The sequence below is a fragment of the Streptomyces sp. NPDC007875 genome, from assembly GCF_042868035.1.
Lineage (GTDB): Bacteria > Actinomycetota > Actinomycetes > Streptomycetales > Streptomycetaceae > Streptomyces > Streptomyces antimycoticus.
In genome coordinates this window covers 659023-681648 of record NZ_JBIADZ010000002.1, presented here as the reverse complement: position 1 = coordinate 681648, position 22626 = coordinate 659023, and the positions used below count along the sequence as shown (strand labels likewise).

Genomic DNA, 22626 nt, shown 5'->3' with positions numbered 1-22626 from the left:
CTGCCCATAGATCCGACTGCCCAGGGGCCCGGCTATCCGTCCCACCGCCCCCGACCCGCCGGGCGGCGGCCACCGGACCAGCCCCCGGTGCCCCCAGTGCCCCACCTGCCGCACCGGCCCCGCCGTCCTCCCCACCTCCGCCCGTAGAATCGAAGCACTGTGTCCGAGAACCCCACCGCCCCCGATTCCCACGTGGAGCGCGCTCTGCCCGCCCCCCGTGACCGCAGCGAGCCGATGTTCCCCGGCGGTCCCGTGGCCGATCCGGCCGGCTCGCACCACGAGCGCCGCATCCGCTCCTTCCGCCCCCGCCGCGGCCGGGTGACCCCGGGCCAGGGCGAGGCTCTGCGCCGCCTGTGGCCACAGTGGGGCCTGGACATCGACGGGCTGAGCCGTATCGACCTCGGTGAGTTGTTCGCCACAGAGGCAGGCCCGCGCCCGGGCCTTCCCGTCGTCCTGGAGATCGGCTTCGGCATGGGTGAGGCCACCGCGCAGATGGCCGCCGCCGACCCCGGCACGGGCATCCTCGCGGCCGACGTCCACACTCCCGGCCAAGGCAATCTGCTCGCGCTCGCGGAGCGGAACGGCCTGGACACCATCCGGGTCGCCAACGGCGACGCGATCATCTTGCTCCGCGAGATGCTGGCCCCCGCCTCGCTCTCCGGACTGCGGGTCTTCTTCCCCGACCCCTGGCCCAAGAAGCGGCACCACAAGCGCCGCCTCATCCAGCCCGAGTTCATCGAGCTCGCCGCCACCCGGATGAAGCCCGGTGCGCTGCTGCACTGCGCGACCGACTGGGTGCCGTACGCGGAGCAGATGCTGGAGGTCCTTTCCGCGAGCCCCGCCTTCGACAACTCCCAGCCCGACGGCGGCTATGCCCCGCGCCCGGACTTCCGGCCGCTCACCAAGTTCGAGAGCCAGGGGCTGGACAAGGGCCACCTCGTCCATGACCTGATCTTCCGCCGCAACGACACATAGCGACCCCAAGGGGATGGGCATAAACCCTGAGTCCCCCTTCCCCCTTTCGTTAGGGTCGGTTGAGTGCATCAGTCCCCGCCCCCGCAAGAGCCGCCCGAACCACCGGTCACGCCGCCGCACGAGGCTCCATACGGAACGCTGCCCGAGGCTCCGCGTGGCGCACCGCACGAGGCTCCGCACGGAGCGCCGTACGAGGCACCCCAGGGCGGCGTGAACGCGGCACCGCAGGGCGGCCCGTACGAGGCGACGCACAGCGGCCCGTACGAGGCGACGCACGGCGCACCGCAGGGCGCAGCACCACACGGCACGCCCTACGGAGCTCCTTACGGTGACCAGCACCCGTGGTTCGGCACCGGCACCGCACCGGCGGGCTGGCCGCATCCGCCCCGCCAGGGCCTGTGGGGGCCGGAGGGCCGTCTCGCCCGCGTCTGGCACAACAAGGCGCTGCGGGCCACCGCGCTCACCGGTCTGCTCTCGCTCTCCGGCCTGATCATCCTGGCGCTGGTGCGCGAACAGACAGGCACCAAGGGCTTCCTCGTGGGGCTCGGCCTCGCCGTGCTCCCCGTTCCGCTGATCATCGCGGTCTTCCGTTGGCTGGACCGCGTCGACCCCAAGCCCTGGCGAAACCTTGTGTTCGCCTTCGCCTGGGGGGCATGCGCCGCGACGCTGGTCGCGCTGATCGCCAACGGCTTCGCCACCGAGTGGCTCATGACCACCCTGGACTCCTCGTCCCCGACCGGCCAGGCCGACGCCGACGCCTGGGGCGCCACCTTCATCGCGCCGTTCGTGGAGGAGAGCGCCAAGGCTGCCGCCGTCCTGCTGCTTTTCCTCTTCCGCCGCCGCGACTTCAACGGGCTGGTCGACGGGGTCGTCGTCGCCGGAATCACCGCCACCGGTTTCGCCTTCACCGAGAACATCCTCTATCTCGGCTCGGCCTTCGTCAGCGACCAGACGCTCGGCTACTCCGGCATCCGGTCGACCACGGCCGCGACCTTCTTCATCCGCGCGGTGATGTCCCCCTTCGCGCATCCCCTCTTCACCGCGATGACGGGGGTGGGCTTCGGCATAGCCGCCGCGGCGGCGCGGCACCAGCGCGTCCGCCGCGTCCTCATGCCGATCGCGATGCTGCTGACCGCGATGGTTCTGCACGGCGTCTGGAACGGTTCGGCGACCCTCGGCGGCTACGGCTTCCTCATCGTCTACGCCCTGTTCATGGTCCCGATGTTCGGGCTGCTGACCTGGCTGACGCTCTGGTCCCGCAGCAAGGAACTGCGCACCATACGGGAGCAGCTCGCCGCCTACCAGGCCGCCGGCTGGCTCACCCCGCCCGAGCCCCTCGTCCTGTCCTCGATGCGCGCCCGCGGTATCGCCCGCGACCTCGCCCGCCGCACCCATGGCGCGGCGGCGGCCCGTACGGTCGGCGAGTACACCGCATTCGCGACCTCACTCGCCTTCCTCCGCCGCCGGGCGTACCGCGGCACGGCCGGCCCGGACTTCACCACCCACGAGAAGGAACTGCTGGACCGTCTGTGGGAGCGGCGGGAGACCGTCCAGCCCGCTCTGGCCCACGCGGCGCTGTCCGTGCCGCTCCCCCGGCCCCGCCGGGCACCCCGGCCGGCCCCGGGCACGATGCCCGCACCGTTCTGGCCCGCGGGGCCGTACGGCGACGGGTACGCGTATGACTACGGAACCGGTCAGGGCTACGGCTACGGCTACGGCTACGGCGGGCCCGGGTCCGGTTACGGGTACGGGTACGGGTCCGGTTACGGGGCCCAGCCGCAGTACGGGGCCCAGCCCGCCTACGCCCCGTGGGGCGCCGCCCCTCCGCCGCACGGCCCGCAGCCGCCGCGGACCCCGCAGCCACCCGCGAACTCGACGACGCCCCACACCTCCCCCGTGCCGTACGGACCCGGCGGTCCCGAAAGTCGTCTGTAACCTCCCGCCCCTTTCAGACGTGTTCCTACATAGAAGCGGGGAGCACGTGGGGGCGCGGGGGATTCATGCCAGAACCATCATCTTCATCAACATCATCCGATTTCGACCAGTTCTATACGGCTACGGCGAAGCGGCTCGTGGCCGCGGTCTATGCGGCGACGGGCGATCTCGCCGAGGCCGAGGACGCGGTGCAGGAGGCGTATGCCCGGGCGTGGCAGCGCTGGGACCGGCTGACCGCGGAGGGCGACCCCACGCCCTGGGTGCGCACTGTCGCCCTGCGCCTCGCCGTCAGCTCCTGGCGCCGCGCCCGTAACCGCATGCGGGCTCACTTCCGCCATGGCCCGCCCCCCGATCTGCCCGATCTCGCCCCGGACCGGGTGGCGTTGATCCATGCCCTGCGCGGGTTGAAGCCCGAGCAGCGTACGGCCGTGGTCCTGCACCACCTTCTCGATCTGCCCATCGAGCAGGTGGCCCGGGAGACGGGCGTCTCCTCCGGCGCCGTGCGCACCCGGCTGAGCCGCGCCCGCAAGGTCCTCGGCTCCCATCTCGCCGATGCCGATGCCGATGCCGATGCCGACACCGGCACCTTCGCCAACGCTGACGCCAAGGCACCGGCACCCCATCCGCCCACCTGCCACCCGAAGGGGGTGCCCTCCCATGGCTGATCTGGACGAGCGTCTGCGCGATATCGCCCGAGACGTCGAGCCCTCCATACGTCTGGTGGGCCCGGAAGCCGTGCGGGCGCGGGGCCGTCGGCGCCGCGCACTGCAGCGCACGGCAATCACCGCCGCGGCCGTCCTCGCGGTGGCAGCCGTGACCGCAGGCTCCTGGCGGCTGCTGCCGGGCGACGACTCCTCCCGTACGCTCCCGGCGGCCCCGCCCGCACCGCGAACGGACCGCGTCGCAGGGACGCAGATCCCCTCGAGCGCCCTCCTTCGGCCCTCGGCGCTCCCCTTCGACGCGATGATGCGCTGGAAGACGGTCGACGCCACCATCGGCTCCGCCGACGATGGCCGGGCACCGCTGCTCGACCTCTCCCCCAGCTGCCGCCTCGACGGTCCGCGCCCCCTCGTCCAACGCACCCGCGGCTACCAGGGCCGCGCGGCGGAGCAGGCGCGCCACACCATCAACGCCTATGCGAGCGACGGCGAGGCCGCCAAGGTCTTCACCTCCCTCGAGGAGACGCTGAAGGACCGCTGTGCCCGGCCCAAGACGATGGACACGCTCTCTTCGGGCAAGGCCGCGGCCGACCAGCCGACCACCATGACCTACGGCTGGCACTCGCCCCGCGCACCGCACGACGCCCAGGTCGTCCTGATGCGCTCGGGCACCCGGGTCGGGGTGCTGCAGGCCGAGGGCATCGGCAGCCCGTCCGGCGACTACACCGACGGTCCCTCCGCCTACTGCGTATCGGTCGCGCTCTGGCGCCTCGATCCCACCGCCACCGCCTCCCCCGGCCCGTACCGGGACAACCCCGAGGAGGCGAAGAGGCGTTGCTGACCCACTCCTCCCCTCCCACCGCCCCTCACGACTCCCGCAAGAGGTCCTCTGTGCTGCTTTCCGTCCGTTCCTTGCGCACCCTCAGCACCCTCACGGTGCCCGCCCTCGCCGTCGCCCTGCTCACCGGCTGCCAGTCGGCGTCGAAAACCGCCTCGGTGGACCCGGCCGACGCCAAGCCCGCCCGGATCACGATCACCCCAAGCAGCGACACGGCGGCGATAGCCCCCGACGCCACGGTCAAGGTGACCGCCTCCCACGGCACCCTCACCAAGGTCCGCATCGTCCCCGACGGCGCCGGTTCCCAGGCCGCCACGGTGACCGGCGCCCTCTCCCACTCCAAGAGCAGTTGGCGCTCCACCCGCACCATGACCCCGGGTACGACCTACACCGTCGAGGCCACGGCCACCAACGCCGCCGGCGAGTCCGCCGTCCAGCACTCCACCTTCCGCACCCGCACCGCCCAGCAGACCAACGGCGTCACGGTCACTCCGACCAAGGGCTCGACCGTCGGCATAGGCCAGCCGGTCTCCCTGGCCTTCGACCACCCCGTCACCAACAAGGCAGCGGTGGAACGCACCCTTTCCATCTCCACCAGCCCCAAGACCGAAGGCTCCTGGGGCTGGACCAAGGACCCCCTCACCGGCATCGAGCGCGTCGACTGGCGCCCCAAGACCTACTGGCACAAGGACACCAAGGTCACCCTCCGAGCCCACCTCAGCGGCGTGAATACCGGCGACTCCCGCTACCTCCGTCGCGATGTCTCGACGACCTTCACCATCGGCACGCCCCGGATCTCCAAGGTCGACATCAAGAACCACACGATGACCGTCTACGAGGACGGCCAGAAGCAGAAGACCATCCCCATATCCGCCGGCCAGCCCTCCTATCCCACCTGGAACGGCACCATGGTCGTCCTCGACAAGGCCCCCATGGTCAATATGACCAGCGAGTCCGTCGGCATAGCCGACCCCTACAACAAGGACGTCCCCTGGGCCGTCCACCTCACCACCTCGGGCACCTACGCCCACGCCGCCCCCTGGAACGAGGGCCTCGGCTACTTCGGCCAGACCAACATGAGCCACGGCTGCGTCGGCATGTCCCTCGCCGACGGCAAGTGGTTCTACAACCGCGCCACCCGAGGCGACATCGTCGAAATATCCGGCTCCACCCGCGCCACGGTCTCCACGGGCAACGGCTTCGGCGACTGGAACCTCCCCTACCCGTCCTGGCAAAAGCTCAGCGCCCTGCGCTGAGTCTGCTCAACGATGATGTGGGCACCCGCGCTGTTAGGGCGCGGGTGCCCACGTGCGTGCGCGGGCACCGGCGCGGAACGTCGTTATCCGGGGAGTCTTGCAGCAGCCGCGGAAAGATGATCGAGCCCGCGGTGCGCGAACAGCTGATCGCAACTGACCATAAGTTGTCACACGGGCGCCGCCAACAGCCTCTTACAGTCGTCCGTTGAGCACTGAGCAATGCGATCACGACAAGTAGGCAAGCATGTCCCTCTGGTAAACACAGGAGTGGCGCATGACACTCCGCTGTGCCGTGACTCCCGAGGAGACGAGAAGTGCAACTCGCTGACCTGCCGGGCCCTCAGCCAGGTGTGTGCGATGACCCGGAACTGATGCTCGTCCGGCAGCATCTGCTGACGCTCGATCCTGACGGTCAACGGTTCGCGAAAGTGCTGCGGGACACCATCGACCAGCTTCTCGACGGAGAACACACCGGCCGCTTCGATTGGCGTGACCTCCACAAGACGGAGAAGACTCACGCCGGCACGCTGGTAGAGATCAATCTGCAGCGGGAGTTCGGGTTCGCCGACGGTCGGGACATGGACTACCTCATCGAAGGACTTGAGGTCGACTGCAAGTTTTCACAGAAGCTGTACGGCTGGATGATCCCTCCCGAGGCCCTGGGGGAGCTCTGTCTTGTGGTCTGGGCCGACGACCAGCAAAGCCGCTGGAGCGCAGGGCTGTTCCGTGCCGACCGGGAGAAGCTCACCACAAGCGGCACAGTCACCAAGAAGGGCAACCGCGACGGCAAGTTCAGCCTGACAAAGCAGCACCACGCTCTGGTCACGTGGCTGTGGCACAACGAACCGCTACAAGAGAACCTGTTGCTTCATATCCCGACCGAGATTCGGCAAGCCATCCTCAATCCAAGCATCAACCCGCGCAGGAACTCGGGCCAGGCAAGGGTCTCCGAGCTCTTCCGGCGCGTGCAGAGGCGGCCCGTGAGCCGCACTGTGGTGCGCACGCTGGCACAGCAGAAGGACTACATGAAGCGGGTGCGCTACAACGGCGGAGCCCGCGCCATACTTCAGCCCGAAGGCATCGTGATCTTCGGCGACTATCCCAATCACCAAGCCGCTGCCGCTCAGCTCAAGATCCCAGTCCCGAGGGAGGGGGAGTTCGTAAGTACACGCCTCGCCCAGGCTCAGCCCCGCCACGGGGACCGTCCGCGCGCCTTCATGGACGGTCAGTACTGGGTGGTCGCCGACAGCACCGACCCGAGAGAGGCAGCGCCCCTGCTCCCCGAGACGAAGAAGGCGTCGCAGGACTGAGTAGAGTCGAGATGGGAGGCATGTAGTGGCGACAGAGACACCTTGGACCCCGCCGGACGGCTCGTGGGCGTCATCCGAATCCAGGCGCCGGAATATGCAGGCGATCCGGAGCCGTGACACCAAGCCGGAGAAGCTCATCCGGCGACTGGTCCATGCGCAGGGGCTTCGCTACCGCGTGTCAGCCAAACCACTCCCAGATCTTCGCCGGACGGCCGACATGGTCTTCCGTCCGGCGAAGGTCGCGGTTTTCATCGACGGCTGTTACTGGCACGGCTGCCCCGAGCACTACGTGCCACCAAAGACCAATTCCGGCTATTGGTCAGGCAAGGTAGCCGGGAACATCGCACGTGACCGGGACACCGATCAACGCCTTGCGAAAGCCGGGTGGACCGTGCTCCGCTTCTGGGAGCATGAGTCAGCTCACAGCTGCGCACTCGCGATCGCCGCTACGGTCGCCAGGCTTCGCCCCAGACGGAGCTGAGGGCTCGGGGAACTCAAACAGCGTGTCGTTCTGGGCCGCAGCCAGTTCTTTCATAGCCTTTTCGAGCGCAGCAATGATCTGCTCGCCAACCGCCTGGGCGACTGGAGGCGGGAAGGCGTTGCCGACCTGGCGATAGGCAGCGGTCTTCCGCCCCGCGAACTTCCAGTCTTTCGGAAAGCCCTGGATAGTCGCCGCTTGGCTCACGGTGAGCTTGGGACCACGGTCACTGAAGAGATCGCGCTCGGGATCCTTGATTTCATGGGGCTCGTTTGCAACGCCCAGACCACATACACCCAGCTTGCGCCATGCTTCCTTGGCACGGGTCGGGCCAAGATCCGCACCACCGTGCTTCTTGGATCCTCCCACCAGCGTCGGGGCAACGGTCCCCTTCCGGGCCTGCTTGAGCCAGCGGTCGTAGGAGGTCTTCCAGCGAGGGTCTCCGCTGGCCTTGAAACGGTCGCGCATGGATTGCGCTAGAGCCTCCGCCACGGTGAGGAGCGGACGCGTCTTCGGCTCAGTCCACTCGAAGTGCTTCGCGTACTCCTCAAGCATGGCCACGAGGATCGCGCGCGGACGTAGCTGCGGCACCCCGTAGTCGCATGCCTCCAAGATCTTCCAGTAGCACTTTACGTAGCCGGCCTCACGCAACCGGTGTTCGATGACGTCCTCGCGATAGCGGCTGAACTTCTCGGGTGGCTCCAGCAGTCCCCGCACATTCTCAATCATCACGGCCTTAGGCCGTAGGGCCTCCACCATGTCAAGCATGTTGGGGAACAGGTCGCGCTCGTCATCCTGCCCCAGTTGCTTACCCGCTGCGGAGAACGGCGGGCACGGCACACCACCTGCGAGGAGGTCCAATTCACCGGGCTTCAGACCCAGCTCGTCCACATCGAACTGCCTGAGGTCTCTCTTCAGAACCCTGCAGCCGTCCCACTCCGCATTACCTGCCACATTCAATTCGAGGGTGGCGCAGGCGTGCTCATCGATCTCAATCAGAGCCAGGTGGCGGAAGCCTGCCTTGTGCAAACCGACCGCCTGGCCTCCTGCGCCGGCGCAGATCTCCACTGAGGTGAACTTGGACTCAGCGCGAGTCATGCACCCTCCTTTCAAAGCTTGCTACGACGGGCACTCTTCGCAACCCGCCTACCACAGAGGGTGACAGACCCCACTGACAACGTGCCTCGCCAAGTTTGCCGGACAACTTCACTCCCCTCCGCCCGCCTCCTGCGCCACAGCGAACACTCATACGATATTGCCCATGCGAAGCCCTGCATGGACCCGGGACGAACTGCTGCTCGCGTGCGTTCTCGTCGTCGAGAACGACTGGAACGAGTTGCGCGAGAGCGATCCACGGACACAGCAGCTCTCCAGACTGCTCCGTTCTCTCCCCCTGCACGGCGACGCGGCCCGGAGCGTGCCCAACTTCCGGTCCGTCGGCAGCGTCAGCCGCAAGACCACCGACCTGGCGTCGAACCACCCTGCCTACTCCGGGAAGCCCACTCGGTGCGGGCGCCTGGACCGGGAGGTGATCGCCGGCTTTATCTCCCAGCCGTCCCAAATGATCAACGCGGCCAAAGCGATCGAGGAAGGCATCCGCTCCGGCGAGCTGCAGCGAATACCCGAGCAGCCGGACGAGATTTCCGACGACGGTGCCACCGGAGCTGAAGGCCGCCTCCTGGCACGCTGGACCATCGCGCGTGAACGCGACCCCAAGCTCCGCCGACGCAAGCTCGACCGAGTGAGGCGTCTCGGCCAGCCGCTGCGGTGCGAGGTCTGCGACTTCCAGTTCGACCGCTTCTACGGGCCGATCGGCGAGGGCTACATCGAGGTGCACCACCTGCTGCCTCTCTATATATCCGGGCCACGGGATACCGAACTGGACGATCTTGCTCTCCTGTGCTCCAACTGCCACCGCATGTGTCACAGGAACCATCTCGGCGCATCATGGCGCACACCCGCGGCCCTCAAGGCTGAGATCGAGAAAGTCTCCGAGTAGCGGCTCCGACCTCCTACGTCAGACGACTCCTGGCCGGGCTTCGAAGTGGGTCTGGGCTCGATCGAGAATGTCGTCGGGATCGAGACCGTGTGCGCTGAGCCAGTGCAGCAAGTCCAGGATCAGACTGGTCGCCAACTCTTCCAGGACTGGACGGTGGGTGAGCCGTGCTGCCGAGCCGCCGATCGCGCAGCCGTACGTCTCCATGACGGCCGTTGCGCGCTGGATGCGGCGGCGGGACTCGTCCGGAGTCAGGGGAAGCTCACACCAGACCGCTTTGCCGACCGCCGTACGCGTGGTGCCCCAGGAAGCTGAGAGGCCGACGAAAAGTTGCAGCCCGCGGCCGGACTCCTCCTCGGACGTCGGGATGCGGCTCCGGGGTTCCTTATGGCTGCTGTCATGCAGCTCTACGCGTAGCTGGTCCCTGTCTGCGTCGAGGACGAGGGTGGCCGCGGTGCCCTGGCCGACGTGTTTGATGACGTTCGAAGCCAGCTCCGTGGCGATCAGCTGCGCCTCGTCGGCGAGCGCCGACATGCCCCAGGCGGTGAGCTCGGCGTTCACGGCTCGGCGGAGGTCGGCCAGTTGGGGCGGCTCGGCGGCAAAGGGAAGGATGCAGCGGCGTGGTTGGGATTCGGTGACTGAGTAGCGGTGCATGGCCACACTCCTTGGGCGCTACGCCAGCACTGTGTCCAGTCGTATCCGTACGACCGCGCTGCGTAGTCTCGCTGATGCGAGTATGACAGTGAGAAGTCTCTTCATGTAACTTCTCACCGGTTCCCGAAAGAGTGAATCCGGTGGTATGCCAACTTCAGGCGCTCATAGCCTGGTTGCCGCTGGCTCCGTCACGAGTCGGCGCGAAGGGAGAGGTAGTCGTCATGCCATCGCGGGCCACTACTCGTCGGCGACAGCTCGGCGTCATGATGCGCAAGTTCCGGGCCCGTAAGGGGATGACGCTGGAGGAGGCAGGTCGGCTCGTCGGAGTCTCGAAGGCGACCGTCAGCCGGTACGAGACGCAGGAAGGGCCCGTGAAGTGGCCCATCGTGGATGCGCTGTGCCGTGAGTACGGAGCGAGTGAGGCGGAGCGAAAGGCCGTGGTCGGCCTTGCCAAGAACGCAAAGCGGCAGGGGTGGTGGACATCCTTCGCGGATTCCTTGCCAGAGAGCATGAACCTGCTGTTCACGCTGGAGGACGAGGCGGCTCGGGAGGACCACTTCGCCTGCCTGTATGTGCCGGGCCTGCTCCAGACGCGCGGCTATACGGAGGCGGTGCAGCATGCGTCGGAGATGCGGTTGTCCGCGGAGGAGATCAAGCGGCTGGTCGATCTTCGGATGAAGCGGCAGGAGATCCTGAGCCGTCCGAAGCCACCGCATCTGTGGGCCATCCTCGACGAGTCGGTGATTCGGCGGGTGGTCGGTTCGCGTGAGGTTATGCGGGAGCAACTGGATCACTTGTTGCGCGCCAACGAGTCGCCTGACATCACGCTCCAGGTCCTGCCGTTCGCCAAGGGCGCGCACTCAGCGGCCATGGGGAGCTTCGTGATCCTCGGGGGTGCCGAGCCCTCGCTTGACGTCGTGTACGTCGATATCCACGTCGGCTCGCTCTTCATGGAGAAGGACGAGGAACTGGAGCGCTACCGGGTCGCTTTCGACTACCTTCGCGCTCAGGCGCTGGACATGGCCTCGTCCTCCGCCCTCATCGAACGCGTCCGTGAGGAGATCTGATGCGCGAGCCCTGCATATCCGATAGAAACAGTGGCTGGTTCAAGTCCTCGTACAGCGGTGCCGGGAACACCGAGTGCGTGGAGACCACTTTCCGGCAGGGCATGACAGCCGTGCGGGACTCAAAAAATCCGGACGGACCCATGCTCGGGTTCTCAAGCGATGCCTGGGAAGAATTCATCGCGGCCGTGCGGCGCAAGCACCTGAACTGACCGGCCTCACCGGTCCTACGCGCCCCCATAAAGACTTGCACTAACCGCTAATTCCGGGAGCGTCAGCGAGCACACGTCACAGTCGCGCAAGATCTCCGGCCAAGTCGTTGTAGTCCTTCAGCCGGTTCTGTTCAGTCATCTCCCGCCACAGTTCAAGTTGAGTCGGCTCGCTCTTCTTGTGCTGGACTGTTCCCCATTCTTGGACCGCAGCCTGCGTCTCTTCGAAGGCGAGATGGTAGACGGCGTCTATCTCACCAGTCCCACGCGTTAGCGAAGCCAGGCGACTTGGCAGTGGCTCTGTTGTAACTGCAACCAAGTGCGGCGTCCGCCCCCGGCGGGACCGCACTAGAAGGTTGAACTCGTGTCGGACGTTCTGCGCGCGGTCTGACCGCAGTGTCCATTTGCAGGAGACCACCGCGTGGAGCGGATGACCAGGTACGTCAAGTGCGACGGTCACATCGGGAGCAATTTGATAGTCAGTTCCGAGCGCCACGCGCAGGCTCGGGGTCTCAGCAAGAAGCATGCGCAGTTCGTCTAGGTGCTGATACTGCTCAAAGTTCCTGACGTCTTTCCCGCGTCCTACCGCCCAGGCCCTATTCGGCTCAAGACTGGGCAGCTCGGAGACAAGCTGAACTGTAACGGCGTTTTCGAGTGCGGTTCCTCTGCTTTCCTCCTTGGCGTCGGATGAGTTCGCAGAAACCTTGCGGCTAACTCCGAGGTCATCGAGCACGGATTTTGCGATGCGCAGGCTGGTTTTGTTGTCTACGTCCGAGATGTTTGGAGCCCAGGGCTCATCACAGACATCGATCACCTTTTGGTTGGCTGAGTTCTTCCAAGCGAGGAGTTCGCGAAGCCAATCCGGTGCCGCCATGCCTACTTCCTTCCAGGGAACAGCCACTCACGGAGGGACCCACCGGTCTGGGGCATGTAAGCGGCTAGCCAGGATTTTAGAGCAAAGATCCTCTGCCGAACTGATGCCCCCACAGGGGCGACGCAGGCCTGTCTATCCCGCTTGGCTGCGACGTCCATTCTCGGCATCTACCTTCGTAGGATCGGGGGCGAGAAGATCCTTGGAGTGGGAGGTAAGGGGATGGCTGGAGTGCCGGCGGGGGTTGTGGCTGCGGGTGGGTTGGTTGGGGGGTATTCGGTGGCTCGGTGGACCAAGAGGCGGCCCTTGGGTGGGGTTGCCCTCGCGGCTGCGGGGGCGGTGGCCGCTCGGGGGTGGCGGGAGAAGGCGGGGAACGGGACCGCCGCCGCGCTCAGTGCGGCGTACGTCGCCGCGTTCGCCGGGTCGCATCCGCTGGCGAAGAAGATCGGGGCCTGGCCGTCCGTCTTCGCCGTCGCCGGTGGGGTTGCCCTCGCCTCCTGGGCTCTTGCCGATCGGCGGTAGAGGGTCCATGGGCCGTATGTAGCGGATCGCGTTCGTGCGGGGGGGGCTCAGGCGGGCGGGGCTTGTTGCCCGCCCGCCGTTCTACGGGGCCCCGTCCCGCCGCCTTCCGCTCAGTCCTTACCGCGCCCCGTCCCGCCGACTTCCGGTCAGTCCGACGCCGAGGTCAGCAGGTCCAGTTCCGGCTGGGTCAGCTTGAGGTCGACCGAGGCCAGCAGGGGCTGGAGCTGGTCGACGGAGCGGGCGCTGGCGAGGGGGGCCGCGACCGTGGGCTGGGCGAGGAGCCAGGCGAGGGCGACCGTGGTGGGCTCGGTGGCGTGATTGGCGGCGACGTCGTCCAGGGCGGCGAGGACCTTCTGGCCGCGCTCGGTCTCCAGGTACTGGGCCGCGCCCGTGGAGCGGGGGCTGTCGACCGCCGTGCCGGGGCGGTACTTACCGGTGAGGAAGCCGGACGCCAGGGAGTAGTACGGGATGGTCGCCAGGCCGTGGCGGGCGGCAACGTCGGCCAGCTCGCCCTCGTAGGTGTCGCGCGAGACCAGGTTGTAGTGCGGCTGGAGGGCGACATAGCGGGCCAGGCTCTCCTGGGTGGAGAAGGTCAGCTGGGCCTCCAGGCGCTCCGCGCTGACGTTGGACGCGGCGATCTCGCGGACCTTGCCCTCCGTGACCAGTTCGTCCAGGGTGCTGATGATTTCCTCCACCGGCACCGACGGATCGTCGTAGTGGGTGTAGTAGAGGTCGATGTAGTCGGTGCGCAGCCGCTGGAGGGATTTCTCGACGCCCGATTTGATGGCGGACGAGGTCAGACCGCGGGGCTCCGGGTAGCCGGCGCCCACCTTGGTGGCGAGGACGACCTCGGAACGGTTGCCCCGGGAAGCGAACCAGTTGCCGAGGACGGTCTCGGACTCGCCGCCCTCGTTGCCCGGCACCCACGCGGAGTAGACATCGGCCGTGTCGATGAAGTTGCCGCCCGCCGCGACGAAGGCGTCGAGCACCCGGAAGGACTCGGCCTCGTTGGCGGTCCAGCCGAAGACGTTCCCGCCGAGGGAGAACGGGAAGACGGACAGGTCACCGATCTTTTGTGTGTTGTCAGCCATACGTTTTTACAACGGGTGGCCGGGCGGGGTTGTTCCTCGGGGGGGTGTTCCTCGGGGGGGTGTTCCTGGGGGATTCCTGGGGGGTTCCTGAGAGGGGTGTTCCTGAGGGGCCGCCCCGTCGGGACGTAAACCGGCGGCCCTGGCGTCAAGGGGGGAGAGAGCGCCAGAGCCGCCGGAGTATCAGGGATTCATCCCGTGCTGGCGCAGCCAGGGCATCGGGTCGATCGGCGAGCCGCCGCCCGGCCGGACCTCGAGGTGGAGGTGCGGGCCGGTCACATTGCCGGTGGCGCCGACGCGGCCGATGACGTCGCCCGCCGTCACCTTGCCCGATGTGACGACCATCGACGACAGGTGGCAGTACCAGATCTCGGTGCCGTCGCTGAGGGTCAGCACGATGCGGTAGCCGTACGAACCGGCCCAGCCCGCCTGGGTGATGGTGCCGCCGTGCACCGCCTTGGCCGGGGTGCCGGTCGGGGCGGCGAAGTCCTGGCCGGTGTGGTCGGCCGACCAAATGTCGCCCGCCTGGCCGAAGCTCGCGGTCAGGGTGTACGAGCCGACGGGGAGGGTGTACGCGGCGGCGAGCCTGGCCTGGCGCTCGGCCGCGGCCTTCTTCTCGGCCGCCTCCTTCGCCCGCTGCTCGGCGGCCTTCTTCTCCGCCTCGGCCTTGGCCTTCCGCTGGGCGGCCACCTCCGCGGCCTGGTCGGATGCCTTCTCCGCGGCGGCCTTCGCCGCGGCGGTGCGGCTGTCCTCGTCCGCCGCGTTCTGCTGGTTCTCGGCCTGCTGGAGGATGCGGGCGCGGAGCGCCTCACCCGCGTCGGTGGTGCCGCGCTGCTCGTCCTCGCTGGTCAGGCCGGCCTGGGAGAGGGGGGCGGCGGCCGTCTGCGGCCCACTGCTGTCGTCCGACGTCCAGGAGCCGATGCCGGGCAGGTCCTTGGCCGCGGGCAAGCTGGCCTTGACCTCATCGGCGACATGGCCGAGGTCCGGCATGGAAATGGGCGGCTTGGGACGGTCCTTGGCGCTGGCCATGCCGCCCGCACCGACCGCCGCGATCACGCCGACCCCGAGGACGGCGCCGCTGCGCGCCATGGTCCCGCCGCGCTGCTTGGCCACGCGATGCCGGCCGCGTACGGGAGCGATGGACTCCTCGGTGGGGTTCCACTCCTCCCAGGGCTCGGTCTCGAATCCGGCACCCGGGCCCTCGAACGCGTCCCCATCCGCATTCGCGTACCGATCGTCGGGGGCGAAGTGTCCGTCCCCGGAGCTCATCCCACCGCCGGCGTCAAAGCCGGGGCCGTAGGCGGTGGCGGTCCCCAAACCGCCTCCCCGTGTGCGATACGGGGCCTCGTCCAGGGCAGACCTGTTGGACGCCACGGAGGCGCACTCCTTTCCTTCCTTCTCGCCTACCGGGTTAGCTGACGGGTTCGGAGCAGGAAGGTCTCCTACGGGTCAGGTTCGACCCGATTCACCCCAAGGTGTTGGTTCCCCGGTTCCCTTGGTGCTGCTGGTGGTGCGGTACTGCCGGTGTGCGTACGGGATTCGGCGACGGCGCACGGTGCCGCCCTTGCGACGGTTGTGACGACCGCGCTGCGTTATCGAACGTTAATAGAGAGCGCGATGTGATTCCAAGCTGTTCTGAGGAATCCGCGCACCTTTGGCATGAACTTAGCGCTCAAGAAGGAACAGATGGGAGCGAATCGGCGCACTGGCCAAAGGTTCACAAAAACGCGTGCGGGTCGATCGTGCAGCAATTGTTATGCGGAGGGGGCTCGGCCGACTACGCACGGTATGGACCCGGTCGGCTACGGACGGTGGGGAGCGTCGCCGTCCCTCGTATGGCCGGTGCGGTTCGCGTCACCGTCGCCGTGCCCGTTCCCCCGTCCGTTCCCGCGGGCCGGGGTCCGGCGGACCGCCAGCAGCGCCATGTCGTCCGCCGTCCCGCCGTCCGTATGGCGCTCGACATCGGCCACCAACGCATCCAGCAGCTCCTGCGGATCGGTGAAGCGGCGGCCGCGCAGCTGCTTCGCCGGGTCGTAGAACTCGCCATTGCGGTCCCGGGCCTCCGTCACCCCGTCCGTGAAGAGCAGCAGCGTCGCCCCCTCCTCGAACCCCAGCTCCATCACCCGGTCCGGCCACCCGGCCAGCTCCCCCATCCCCACCGGCAGCGCCGCCGCCTCCGGCTCCAGGGCGCGCACCCCGCCGTCCTCCTCCATGAGCAGCGGCGCCGGATGACCACGGTTGAGCAACCGCAGGGTGGAGTCACCGCGCGGAATTTCAGCCACCACCGCCGTCGTGAACCCCTCGAACACCTCCAGGTCGGCTCGCCGGGCGCCCTCACGCTGCAGCGCCCGCTCCAGACGGCCCACGAGCGCCTCCAGGGTCGTCTCCTGCTCCGCCGCCTCCCGGAAGCAGCCCAGTAGGATCGCCACGACCTCCACGGCCCCCAGCCCCTTGCCGCGTACGTCGCCGACGGTCAGCCGTACGCCGTGCGGGGTGTCCTGGACCGCGTACAGGTCACCGCCGATCGCCGCGTACTTCTCCGCCGGTACGTAGCGCGCGGCGATCTCCAGCCCGGCGAGACGGGCGGGCGGCGCGGGCAGGACGGCGCGCTGGGCCGCCTCCGCGACACCGCGTGCCGAGGCGAGCCGGTGGTAGCTGCGCCGTACGACACGGTTGATCGCCACCGCCAGCCCGGTCACGGTGGCGACCGTGACGATCTCGGTGGCCGCCTGGGTCGGGTCCGTCACGCCGTGCAACTCCGCCAGCAGACAGGTCGTGAGGACGGCGATGACGGCCATGATGACGGTCTGCCGCAGCGGTAAGAGCGCCGCGGCGACCAGAGGGGCGGCGGCGAAGAAGGGCGAGGCGGTGTAGCCGGACGGGGTGGCCAGGTCGAAGCTGACGCCGCCGAGGATGAGGATGGCGGGAACCCAGCGGGCCACCCGGCGGCCCGGCAGCCCCTGGTGAGCGTCCTCGACCGGGCTGGGCCCCGCGGTGGGCCCGGTGAACCCTTCGGCAGAGGCACCACCGGCCGCGGCGCCGGTGTCGATGAGCGTGTGCAGGCGGGTGCGGCGGCGGTGGGTGTGCGGGCGGCTCAGCCGGGGCCAGGCCGTACGCCACTTGGTACGGGCGCCCGTACGAGCCCTGCTCCCTCGCACCCGCACCGGCTTCTCTCGCTTCCCTGGTCCGCGTCCCGCCGCCGTCACAGCGTCGCTGTCGTCACAGCTCGCTGTCGTCACAGCGTCGCCGTTGCCACCTTGGTCACCTTCGTCACCTTCGTCACCAGGCTTCCGGCTGACGGGCCGCCAGGCGAGTCGGTGTCGGCCAAGCGGGTGCTGGACGGGCGCCGTGAGCGGGCCCGGCTCCCACACGTGCGCTGCGGGCACGTGGCGGGCGCCCTGCGGGCATGTGGAGGGCGCACACGGGCACTCAGCGGGCACGCGGTGGGCACGCAGCGGGCGCGCTGCGGCGCCTCAGAGGCTGTGGGCGCGTCAGAGCCACGGGGGCCGTCAGAGGTTACGCCGCGGGCGCGCCGCCGGCCCGTCAGAGGCCACGAGAGCGTCAGCGGCTACGGGCGCACCAGAGGTTGCGGATGCATCAGAGGGTGCGGATGTGCCAGAGGGTGCGGATGTGCCAGAGGGTGCGGATGCGACGTCAGAGGTCGACGCCCAGCGCGCGGGCATGACGGTCCGCCGCGAGCTCCGCCGAGACCTCGTCGAGGTACACCTCGCACACCAGCCGTCCGTCCCGGGTGAGATTGTGCTCCAGCTCCCACAGCACGACCTCGTCCCCTCCCGCGAGCAGGAAGGCGTGCTCATAGAAGCGGCACCAGGTCGCGTCGGGACCGCCGGAGCGGCGCCGGGGCTTGGGCGCGAGGGCGATGTCATGGGCGAACGCGGTCGTCAGCAGCCGCTCGGTCTCCTCGCCCGGGCGGTCGGCGTTCTCCGCGCGGCGCAGGACACGACGGGCGTGGTCGGCCGAATTGTCGGCCACATACGCACGGGAGCTCTCCAGTGGCTCGGCCGTGTGCAGCAGCTGGTCCGGAAGCCACAGCGGTAACCCGTCGAGCTCCTCCCAGCGGGCGCCGCCGAGGCGATCGTGGACGCGGCGCTCGGCCAGCGTCAGGGCGTCCTCGTCCGCGTAGAGCTCGTACAGCGGGCGACCGCCCTCGCCGGTGTTGTGCTCCAGTTCCCACAGCAGCAGGCTGCTGCCGTCAGGGAGCAGGAAGACATGCCGGTAGGTGCTGTAGCCAAGCTGGCCGCACCGCTCATTGCACTGCCGGCAGGACCGCAGCTCGGACTGGTGCATCAGGGCGCTCCGCGCCTGGGCCAGCACTGCCTCGCCGATCTCGAAGCCGTTCTGCGCACGGGCCAGCAGCCCGTCCATCAGCTCGGCCGGGGTCCCGTCCGCTCGTGAGTGCCCCATGTCTCTCCTCCCGCCTCCCGGCGTTGATTCGCCGCGCCCCCCGGGCGACCACCTCGCGCACTTAGCGTAGCGGCGTGAACACGCGCCGCGCTGCGGTTCCGCAAAGCTGTCGGTGTGACTGTGCCTCACTCACTCCTGCGTCGTAGAGCCTGGATGTATCACTCGTCCGACCGGTCGAACAAGTACGCGCGCGGGCCAGGGTGGGTCGGTCGGCCACCGCGGGCACCGGGTCCCAGCGCATCCGGGCCCCCTCCGCCGGGCAGCCGCTTCCCCTCATTCAATTAAAGGGATTCAGGTGCCCGCCGGGCCGAGCTGGGCCAAATGGTCCTTGCATTGGTCCCCCTTAGCAGGATTCTTGGAGAACACGCGCCGGAAGAGCCGCACTATGCCGGACGGGTGAAGCTGACTGGCGGCCCGAAGCCTTAACTGATGAGCTTCGTTGTGTCATGCGTCCGTGAATTCGCGGAGCAACCCAGACGGAGGAATTAAGTGAACATCGGCACGAAGGCAATTCTCCTGACCGCGGCCGCCGGCGCTCTGGTCATCGGTGGCGCGGGTGGCGCCCTGGCCAACAACAACGACGACTTCATCGTGCAGCTCAACAGCTGTGACACGGCCACCGGCGCCACCACCAACACCGGCGGTGCCGCTCCCACCGGCGACATCAACATCGGTTCGGACTGCGTGAACTTCACCAACAGCAGCGGTTCGGTCGTCCAGGCCAACGACTGCGACACGTCCACCGGCGTCACGCTGGTCACCGGCGCTGCCGCCCCGACGGGCGACACCAACATCGGGTCGAACTGCGCGAACATCGCCACGGACGACGACAGCGTCAAGCGTCACTGAGTCGCTGAGTCGCTGACCCTTTCATGGTGTTCCCGCCCGCGGTAACGCCATGAGGCATCCCCCCGTTGGGAATCGCGGCCCTGGAAGCCTCCCTTCCAGGGCCGCTGCCATGAAAGAGGCTTTCGGTGATGGCGATGAGCGCGTGCCGTACCGAAAGCCCGATTGGAGGCTCGTTATGCACATGCGCAAAAGGTCGGCGCTTCTTGTGGCGGCCGTGGGTGCGCTGCTCATCGGTGGTGCGGGCGGAGCCGACGCCGCCGATTCCGGTCCCAGCCGCGCGGCAGGCGCCAACGGCGGGACGCAGAGCAACCGCTGCACCACGAGTTCCGTCGTCGGCACCATCACCGTGGCCGCCGGCCCGACCGAGCTCAGCAATCAGACCGACTGCGTCAACACCGCCGAGTCGGGTGTGTCGGAGCAGGAGAACCGCTGCCGTACCCACTCCGTCATCGGTCCGATCACCGTCGCGCTGGCCCCCGGATCCGAAATCAAGAACGGGACCAACTGCGTCAACGTCAGCAAGTCGGGTGGTGTGACGAAGCAGACCAACGACTGTCGCACCACCTCCGTGACGGGCCCGATCACGATCGGCCCCGGCTCCGATGTCACCACCGAGACCAACTGTGCCAATGTCGCCGGCTCCGACCCCCAGAACGGAAGTCAGGGCACGAGCACGAACGGCACGAAGAGCGGCAAGAGCGGTGGCCAGGGAAACCGTCAGCGCTCCTGAAACACCGAGCTCACCGGAGTTCGCCACCGAGCTTCTGGAAAAAGCTGCTCGAGATGAACGCGGCCTTGGGGAATTTTCCCCGGGGTCGCGTTCATTTTTTGCGAAGAGAAATCCACCGACTTCCGCACCGGCTGAATATACCTTTACTGTGGCGGATGGGTGATGCTTCACATAGTCCCGGATCCCGGATTACGGAAATCTCGTTCAAGAGGTGTCTGCGGAATATTCGCGGAGAAGAACCCGATATGGAGGCACCAGAACAATGCAGATCGGCAAGAAGGCAGCTCTCATGGCCGCGGCGGCCGCGGGCACAATGGTGGTCGGCGGCGCCGGTAGCGCGAGTGCTCATGGGCTCTTCCCGCAGTCCAGCAGTGCTCAGCGAAACCACTGTGAGACCAACACCGGCGCCACCACCAACACCGGCGCCGCCGCCCCCACCGGCGACATCAACCTCGGCTCGGACTGCGTCAACTTCGCCAACCACGTTGGTTCGGTGATCCAGTCGAACGAGTGCGACACGGCCACCGGCCCCACCGTCATCACCACCGTGGCCGCCCCGACCGGCGACGTCAACATCGGCTCCGACTGCACGAACATCGCCCTCGACGAGCCGGACCCCGTCGTGGTCGTGCACAAGGACCCGCCGAAGAAGCACAAGGCCAAGGACCCGCACAAGGCCAAGAAGGTCCACAAGGCCAAGGCCGACCCGCACAAGGCCAAGAAGCACCACAAGGCCAAGGCCAAGGCGAAGAAGAAGGACTGCAAGCACTGACGGCCGATCTCGCGATCGAGCACGCGGCGCCCCCGGAAGAAACGACTTCCGGGGGCGCCTCTGCATTCAGCCGGATCGTTGAGCGGTGTGTTTCAGCATCCCGCAAGAGCCGGTACGCACTGGTTCGGGTTGTTCCCGGAGACCGTGGTCGCGGCGAGCGAGATCGTGCCGCCGTCCGTGAAGATGCCGCCGCCCTGGCCGCCGTTGGCCGTATTACCGGTGACCGTGTCGCCGATCATTTGTGTCGTGCCCGCGTGCTGGAACAGCCCGCCACCGTTCAGCGTCGCGGTATTTCCGGACACGGTGGTGGCCAGTACGCGCAGTGCGCTGCCCATATTGGCGATACCGCCACCGAAACTGCCGGCGGTGTTCTCGGCGACCCGGCCGCCGTTGATCGTGAAATCTCCGACCGCGGTGGCGATACCGCCGCCCTCGAAGTTGGTGGTCCTGTTCCGCGCGACCGTGACGGCGCCCAGCAGCGTCGTTCCGAAGTTACTGACGCCGCCGCCCGAGCTGGAGGCGGTATTGTCGGAAATGTTGCCGCCCGAGACGCTGAGGGTGGCCGACGTATTGATGTGGATGCCGCCGCCGTCCCCCGCGGAATTGTGCGTCACATCCGTGGCCGAAAGCACCGCTGAACCGCCCGAGGCGACCTCGATGCCACCGCCGACGTTGCTCGCGGTGTTGCCCGTGACCGTGGCGTTGATCAGCCTCAGTGAGCCCGCGTCGAAGATGCCACCGCCGTCGGTGCCCGCCCCCGAAGTCGCCCGGCCGTCCGAGAAGGTCACGCCGTTGACCGTAAGGTTTCCACCGGGCGCAATCTCCGCGAGCCGGAAGTCGCCTGCGGACGCACTGCGTCTGATGGTCGCTTGGGTCCCACTGATGGTCACGTCACCGGTGATGAGCGGCAGTCCGTCGGGGCCGTTGGGGCCGCCGGTGTACGCCGCGGTACCCAGCGTGTACACACACCCCGTGGCCAGGGAGACGGAGCCGCCCGATGGCGAGCTGTTGGCCTCGCTCACCGCGGTGATCAGCGCCGCCACGTCCCCGCAGGGCACCGGGGCCGCCTTCTCGCCTGCTCCTCCGCCGTCTCCCTTCCCTTCGGCGGACGCCGGAGCGGAAACCGCCCACGCCGATACCGCCAGCGCCATGACGGGGATCAATCCCCGGATCGTTGTCGCGAGTCGCACGAGGAGTCTCCTTAAGCGTTTCCGAGCAGCGGTTCAGACGCAGCAGGTTCAGACTCTGCGGTCGAGTACCGTTCGGCATCTGCTCAAGCGCCGGTCGAGTGAGACTCGATCTTCTGTACGACGGGGGTGCGAACACCTCGGTCCCAAGCCGCGGAAGACCGCGCGACGGGACCCTCAGAAACGATGAAACCGCAGGTCACCGATGGCGCCTGCGGTTTCCGAGGTGGGTCATCAGGGGCTCGAACCCTGAACCAATGGATTAAAAGTCCACTGCTCTGCCAATTGAGCTAATGACCCGCACCCCCGCAGCATAGCTCGGCCGGGGGCCAACACCCGAGCCAATACCCTCCGGGAGCGAAAGGCCGTGCAACAGCGCGGTGTTGCACGGCCCTCTCGACGGCCGGATCAGCCGTTGCGCTTCCAGCGCGGCTTGTCGGCGCGCCGGTCGAAGGACGAGCCGCCGGAGCGCTCGTACGAACGGCCGCCGGCGGAACCGCCCCGGTGGTCGTCACGGCGGGCCGGGCGGTCGTCGCGACGGTCGCGGTTGAACGGACGGTCTCCACCACGGTGGTTGTGGTCGCGGCGCTCGAAGGAACGGCCGCCACGGTCGTTCTCCCGGCCGTCGCGGCTGAAGCCGCCCCGGTCGTCACGGCGCTCGTACGGACGGCCGCCACGGTCGTCCCGCCGTCCGAAGTTGCCACGGTCGTCGCGGCGGTCGCGGTTGAAGCCACCACGGTCGCGGTCGTTGTTGTCCCGACGGTCGAAGGAACGGCCGCCACGGTCGTTGTCCCGACGGTCGCGGTTG

At 68.0% G+C, this 22626-nt stretch carries 22 protein-coding genes, 1 tRNA gene, 1 pseudogene and 1 riboswitch; of the genes and pseudogenes, 14 read left to right on the top strand and 10 right to left on the bottom strand.

Features of this window, described 5'->3' with window-relative positions:
* The first annotated feature begins 159 nt into the window (after positions 1–159).
* The 7 genes from trmB (at position 160) to ACFYOY_RS06825 (ending at position 7454) form a co-directional block, all read left to right on the top strand.
* Entirely contained in the window at positions 160–975 is an 816-nt protein-coding gene (gene trmB / locus ACFYOY_RS06855) for a tRNA (guanosine(46)-N7)-methyltransferase TrmB (RefSeq protein ID WP_059147615.1), read from the top strand.
* Between the two features lie 396 nt (positions 976–1371).
* Positions 1372–2910, top strand: a complete 1539-nt coding sequence (locus tag ACFYOY_RS06850) for a PrsW family intramembrane metalloprotease (protein ID WP_388585307.1) — start codon at positions 1372–1374, stop codon at positions 2908–2910.
* 65 nt (positions 2911–2975) lie between these two features.
* Entirely contained in the window at positions 2976–3575 is a 600-nt protein-coding gene (locus ACFYOY_RS06845; protein WP_388585265.1) for a SigE family RNA polymerase sigma factor, read from the top strand.
* Positions 3568–4410 (top strand): hypothetical protein, encoded by an 843-nt coding sequence (locus ACFYOY_RS06840; protein ID WP_351883139.1) that lies wholly within the window; start codon positions 3568–3570, stop codon positions 4408–4410. Before ACFYOY_RS06845 ends, ACFYOY_RS06840 begins: the two co-directional genes overlap by 8 nt.
* Positions 4411–4481: 71 nt before the next feature.
* Positions 4482–5663 (top strand): Ig-like domain-containing protein, encoded by a 1182-nt coding sequence (locus ACFYOY_RS06835; RefSeq protein ID WP_351883141.1) that lies wholly within the window; start codon positions 4482–4484, stop codon positions 5661–5663.
* A 314-nt stretch (positions 5664–5977) separates the two neighbouring features.
* Entirely contained in the window at positions 5978–6973 is a 996-nt protein-coding gene (locus ACFYOY_RS06830) for a NaeI family type II restriction endonuclease (RefSeq protein ID WP_388585261.1), read from the top strand.
* 25 nt (positions 6974–6998) lie between these two features.
* A complete protein-coding gene (locus tag ACFYOY_RS06825) occupies positions 6999–7454 on the top strand; it encodes a very short patch repair endonuclease (RefSeq protein WP_388585258.1) in 456 nt (151 codons plus the stop codon).
* On the opposite strand, the gene ACFYOY_RS06820 is transcribed toward ACFYOY_RS06825, so the two are convergent.
* Positions 7389–8549 (bottom strand): DNA cytosine methyltransferase, encoded by a 1161-nt coding sequence (locus ACFYOY_RS06820; RefSeq protein WP_388585256.1) that lies wholly within the window; start codon positions 8547–8549, stop codon positions 7389–7391. The genes ACFYOY_RS06825 and ACFYOY_RS06820 overlap by 66 nt on opposite strands.
* Positions 8550–8712: 163 nt before the next feature.
* Between ACFYOY_RS06820 and ACFYOY_RS06815 the strand changes: the two genes are divergently transcribed.
* Positions 8713–9450 carry an HNH endonuclease gene (locus ACFYOY_RS06815; RefSeq protein ID WP_388585253.1) on the top strand — a complete coding sequence of 246 codons (738 nt, stop codon included), beginning with the start codon at positions 8713–8715 and terminating at the stop codon, positions 9448–9450.
* A gap of 18 nt (positions 9451–9468) precedes the next feature.
* Here the strand turns inward: ACFYOY_RS06815 and ACFYOY_RS06810 are convergent, their stop codons facing one another.
* On the bottom strand, positions 9469–10101 hold the full coding sequence (locus ACFYOY_RS06810) for an ATP-binding protein (RefSeq protein ID WP_388585251.1): 633 nt from the start codon (positions 10099–10101) through the stop codon (positions 9469–9471).
* A gap of 221 nt (positions 10102–10322) precedes the next feature.
* Between ACFYOY_RS06810 and ACFYOY_RS06805 the strand changes: the two genes are divergently transcribed.
* Together ACFYOY_RS06805 and ACFYOY_RS06800 are read left to right on the top strand one after the other, a co-directional pair.
* Positions 10323–11168 (top strand): helix-turn-helix domain-containing protein, encoded by an 846-nt coding sequence (locus ACFYOY_RS06805; RefSeq protein WP_388585248.1) that lies wholly within the window; start codon positions 10323–10325, stop codon positions 11166–11168.
* Positions 11168–11377: a DUF397 domain-containing protein gene (locus ACFYOY_RS06800; protein WP_388585246.1), complete on the top strand. Its 210-nt coding sequence runs from the start codon at positions 11168–11170 to the stop codon at positions 11375–11377. Before ACFYOY_RS06805 ends, ACFYOY_RS06800 begins: the two co-directional genes overlap by 1 nt.
* A 76-nt stretch (positions 11378–11453) precedes the next feature.
* On the opposite strand, the gene ACFYOY_RS06795 is transcribed toward ACFYOY_RS06800, so the two are convergent.
* On the bottom strand, positions 11454–12248 hold the full coding sequence (locus ACFYOY_RS06795; protein ID WP_388585244.1) for an NgoMIV family type II restriction endonuclease: 795 nt from the start codon (positions 12246–12248) through the stop codon (positions 11454–11456).
* Between the two features lie 219 nt (positions 12249–12467).
* Here ACFYOY_RS06795 and ACFYOY_RS06790 point away from each other — a divergent pair, with 219 nt between their 5' ends.
* Positions 12468–12767 carry a hypothetical protein gene (locus ACFYOY_RS06790; RefSeq protein WP_037953329.1) on the top strand — a complete coding sequence of 100 codons (300 nt, stop codon included), beginning with the start codon at positions 12468–12470 and terminating at the stop codon, positions 12765–12767.
* A gap of 146 nt (positions 12768–12913) precedes the next feature.
* Here the strand turns inward: ACFYOY_RS06790 and ACFYOY_RS06785 are convergent, their stop codons facing one another.
* From ACFYOY_RS06785 to ACFYOY_RS06770, 4 genes are all read right to left on the bottom strand, one after another.
* The gene (locus tag ACFYOY_RS06785) at positions 12914–13858 is read right to left on the bottom strand and encodes an aldo/keto reductase (RefSeq protein WP_388585241.1); all 945 of its coding nucleotides are present in this window, start codon (positions 13856–13858) and stop codon (positions 12914–12916) included.
* A gap of 180 nt (positions 13859–14038) precedes the next feature.
* On the bottom strand, positions 14039–15229 hold the full coding sequence (locus tag ACFYOY_RS06780; RefSeq protein WP_351883159.1) for a M23 family metallopeptidase: 1191 nt from the start codon (positions 15227–15229) through the stop codon (positions 14039–14041).
* Positions 15230–15240: 11 nt separating this feature from the next.
* A riboswitch (cyclic di-AMP (ydaO/yuaA leader) is annotated at positions 15241–15410 on the bottom strand.
* Between the two features lie 247 nt (positions 15411–15657).
* Positions 15658–17019, bottom strand: coding sequence for a PP2C family protein-serine/threonine phosphatase (locus ACFYOY_RS06775; RefSeq protein WP_388585304.1), 1362 nt, complete (start codon positions 17017–17019; stop codon positions 15658–15660).
* Between the two features lie 490 nt (positions 17020–17509).
* Positions 17510–18280, bottom strand: coding sequence for a DUF6227 family protein (locus ACFYOY_RS06770; protein WP_351883161.1), 771 nt, complete (start codon positions 18278–18280; stop codon positions 17510–17512).
* Positions 18281–18769: 489 nt separating this feature from the next.
* Here ACFYOY_RS06770 and ACFYOY_RS06765 point away from each other — a divergent pair, with 489 nt between their 5' ends.
* The 3 genes from ACFYOY_RS06765 (at position 18770) to ACFYOY_RS06755 (ending at position 20631) form a co-directional block, all read left to right on the top strand.
* Complete coding sequence (locus tag ACFYOY_RS06765) at positions 18770–19129, top strand: hypothetical protein (protein WP_351883163.1); 360 nt, start codon at positions 18770–18772, stop codon at positions 19127–19129.
* Positions 19130–19304: 175 nt separating this feature from the next.
* Positions 19305–19859, top strand: coding sequence for a hypothetical protein (locus ACFYOY_RS06760; protein ID WP_388585237.1), 555 nt, complete (start codon positions 19305–19307; stop codon positions 19857–19859).
* 262 nt (positions 19860–20121) lie between these two features.
* Positions 20122–20631, top strand: a complete 510-nt coding sequence (locus ACFYOY_RS06755; protein ID WP_351883167.1) for a hypothetical protein — start codon at positions 20122–20124, stop codon at positions 20629–20631.
* Between the two features lie 92 nt (positions 20632–20723).
* Here ACFYOY_RS06755 and ACFYOY_RS06750 read toward each other — a convergent pair whose 3' ends face one another.
* The 3 genes and pseudogenes from ACFYOY_RS06750 to ACFYOY_RS06740 all read right to left on the bottom strand — a co-directional run.
* Entirely contained in the window at positions 20724–21821 is a 1098-nt protein-coding gene (locus tag ACFYOY_RS06750; RefSeq protein ID WP_351883169.1) for a right-handed parallel beta-helix repeat-containing protein, read from the bottom strand.
* Positions 21822–22045: 224 nt separating this feature from the next.
* Positions 22046–22118 (bottom strand) — tRNA-Lys (locus ACFYOY_RS06745).
* A 108-nt stretch (positions 22119–22226) separates the two neighbouring features.
* Positions 22227–22626: pseudogene (locus tag ACFYOY_RS06740) on the bottom strand (RNA helicase); the annotation flags it as partial.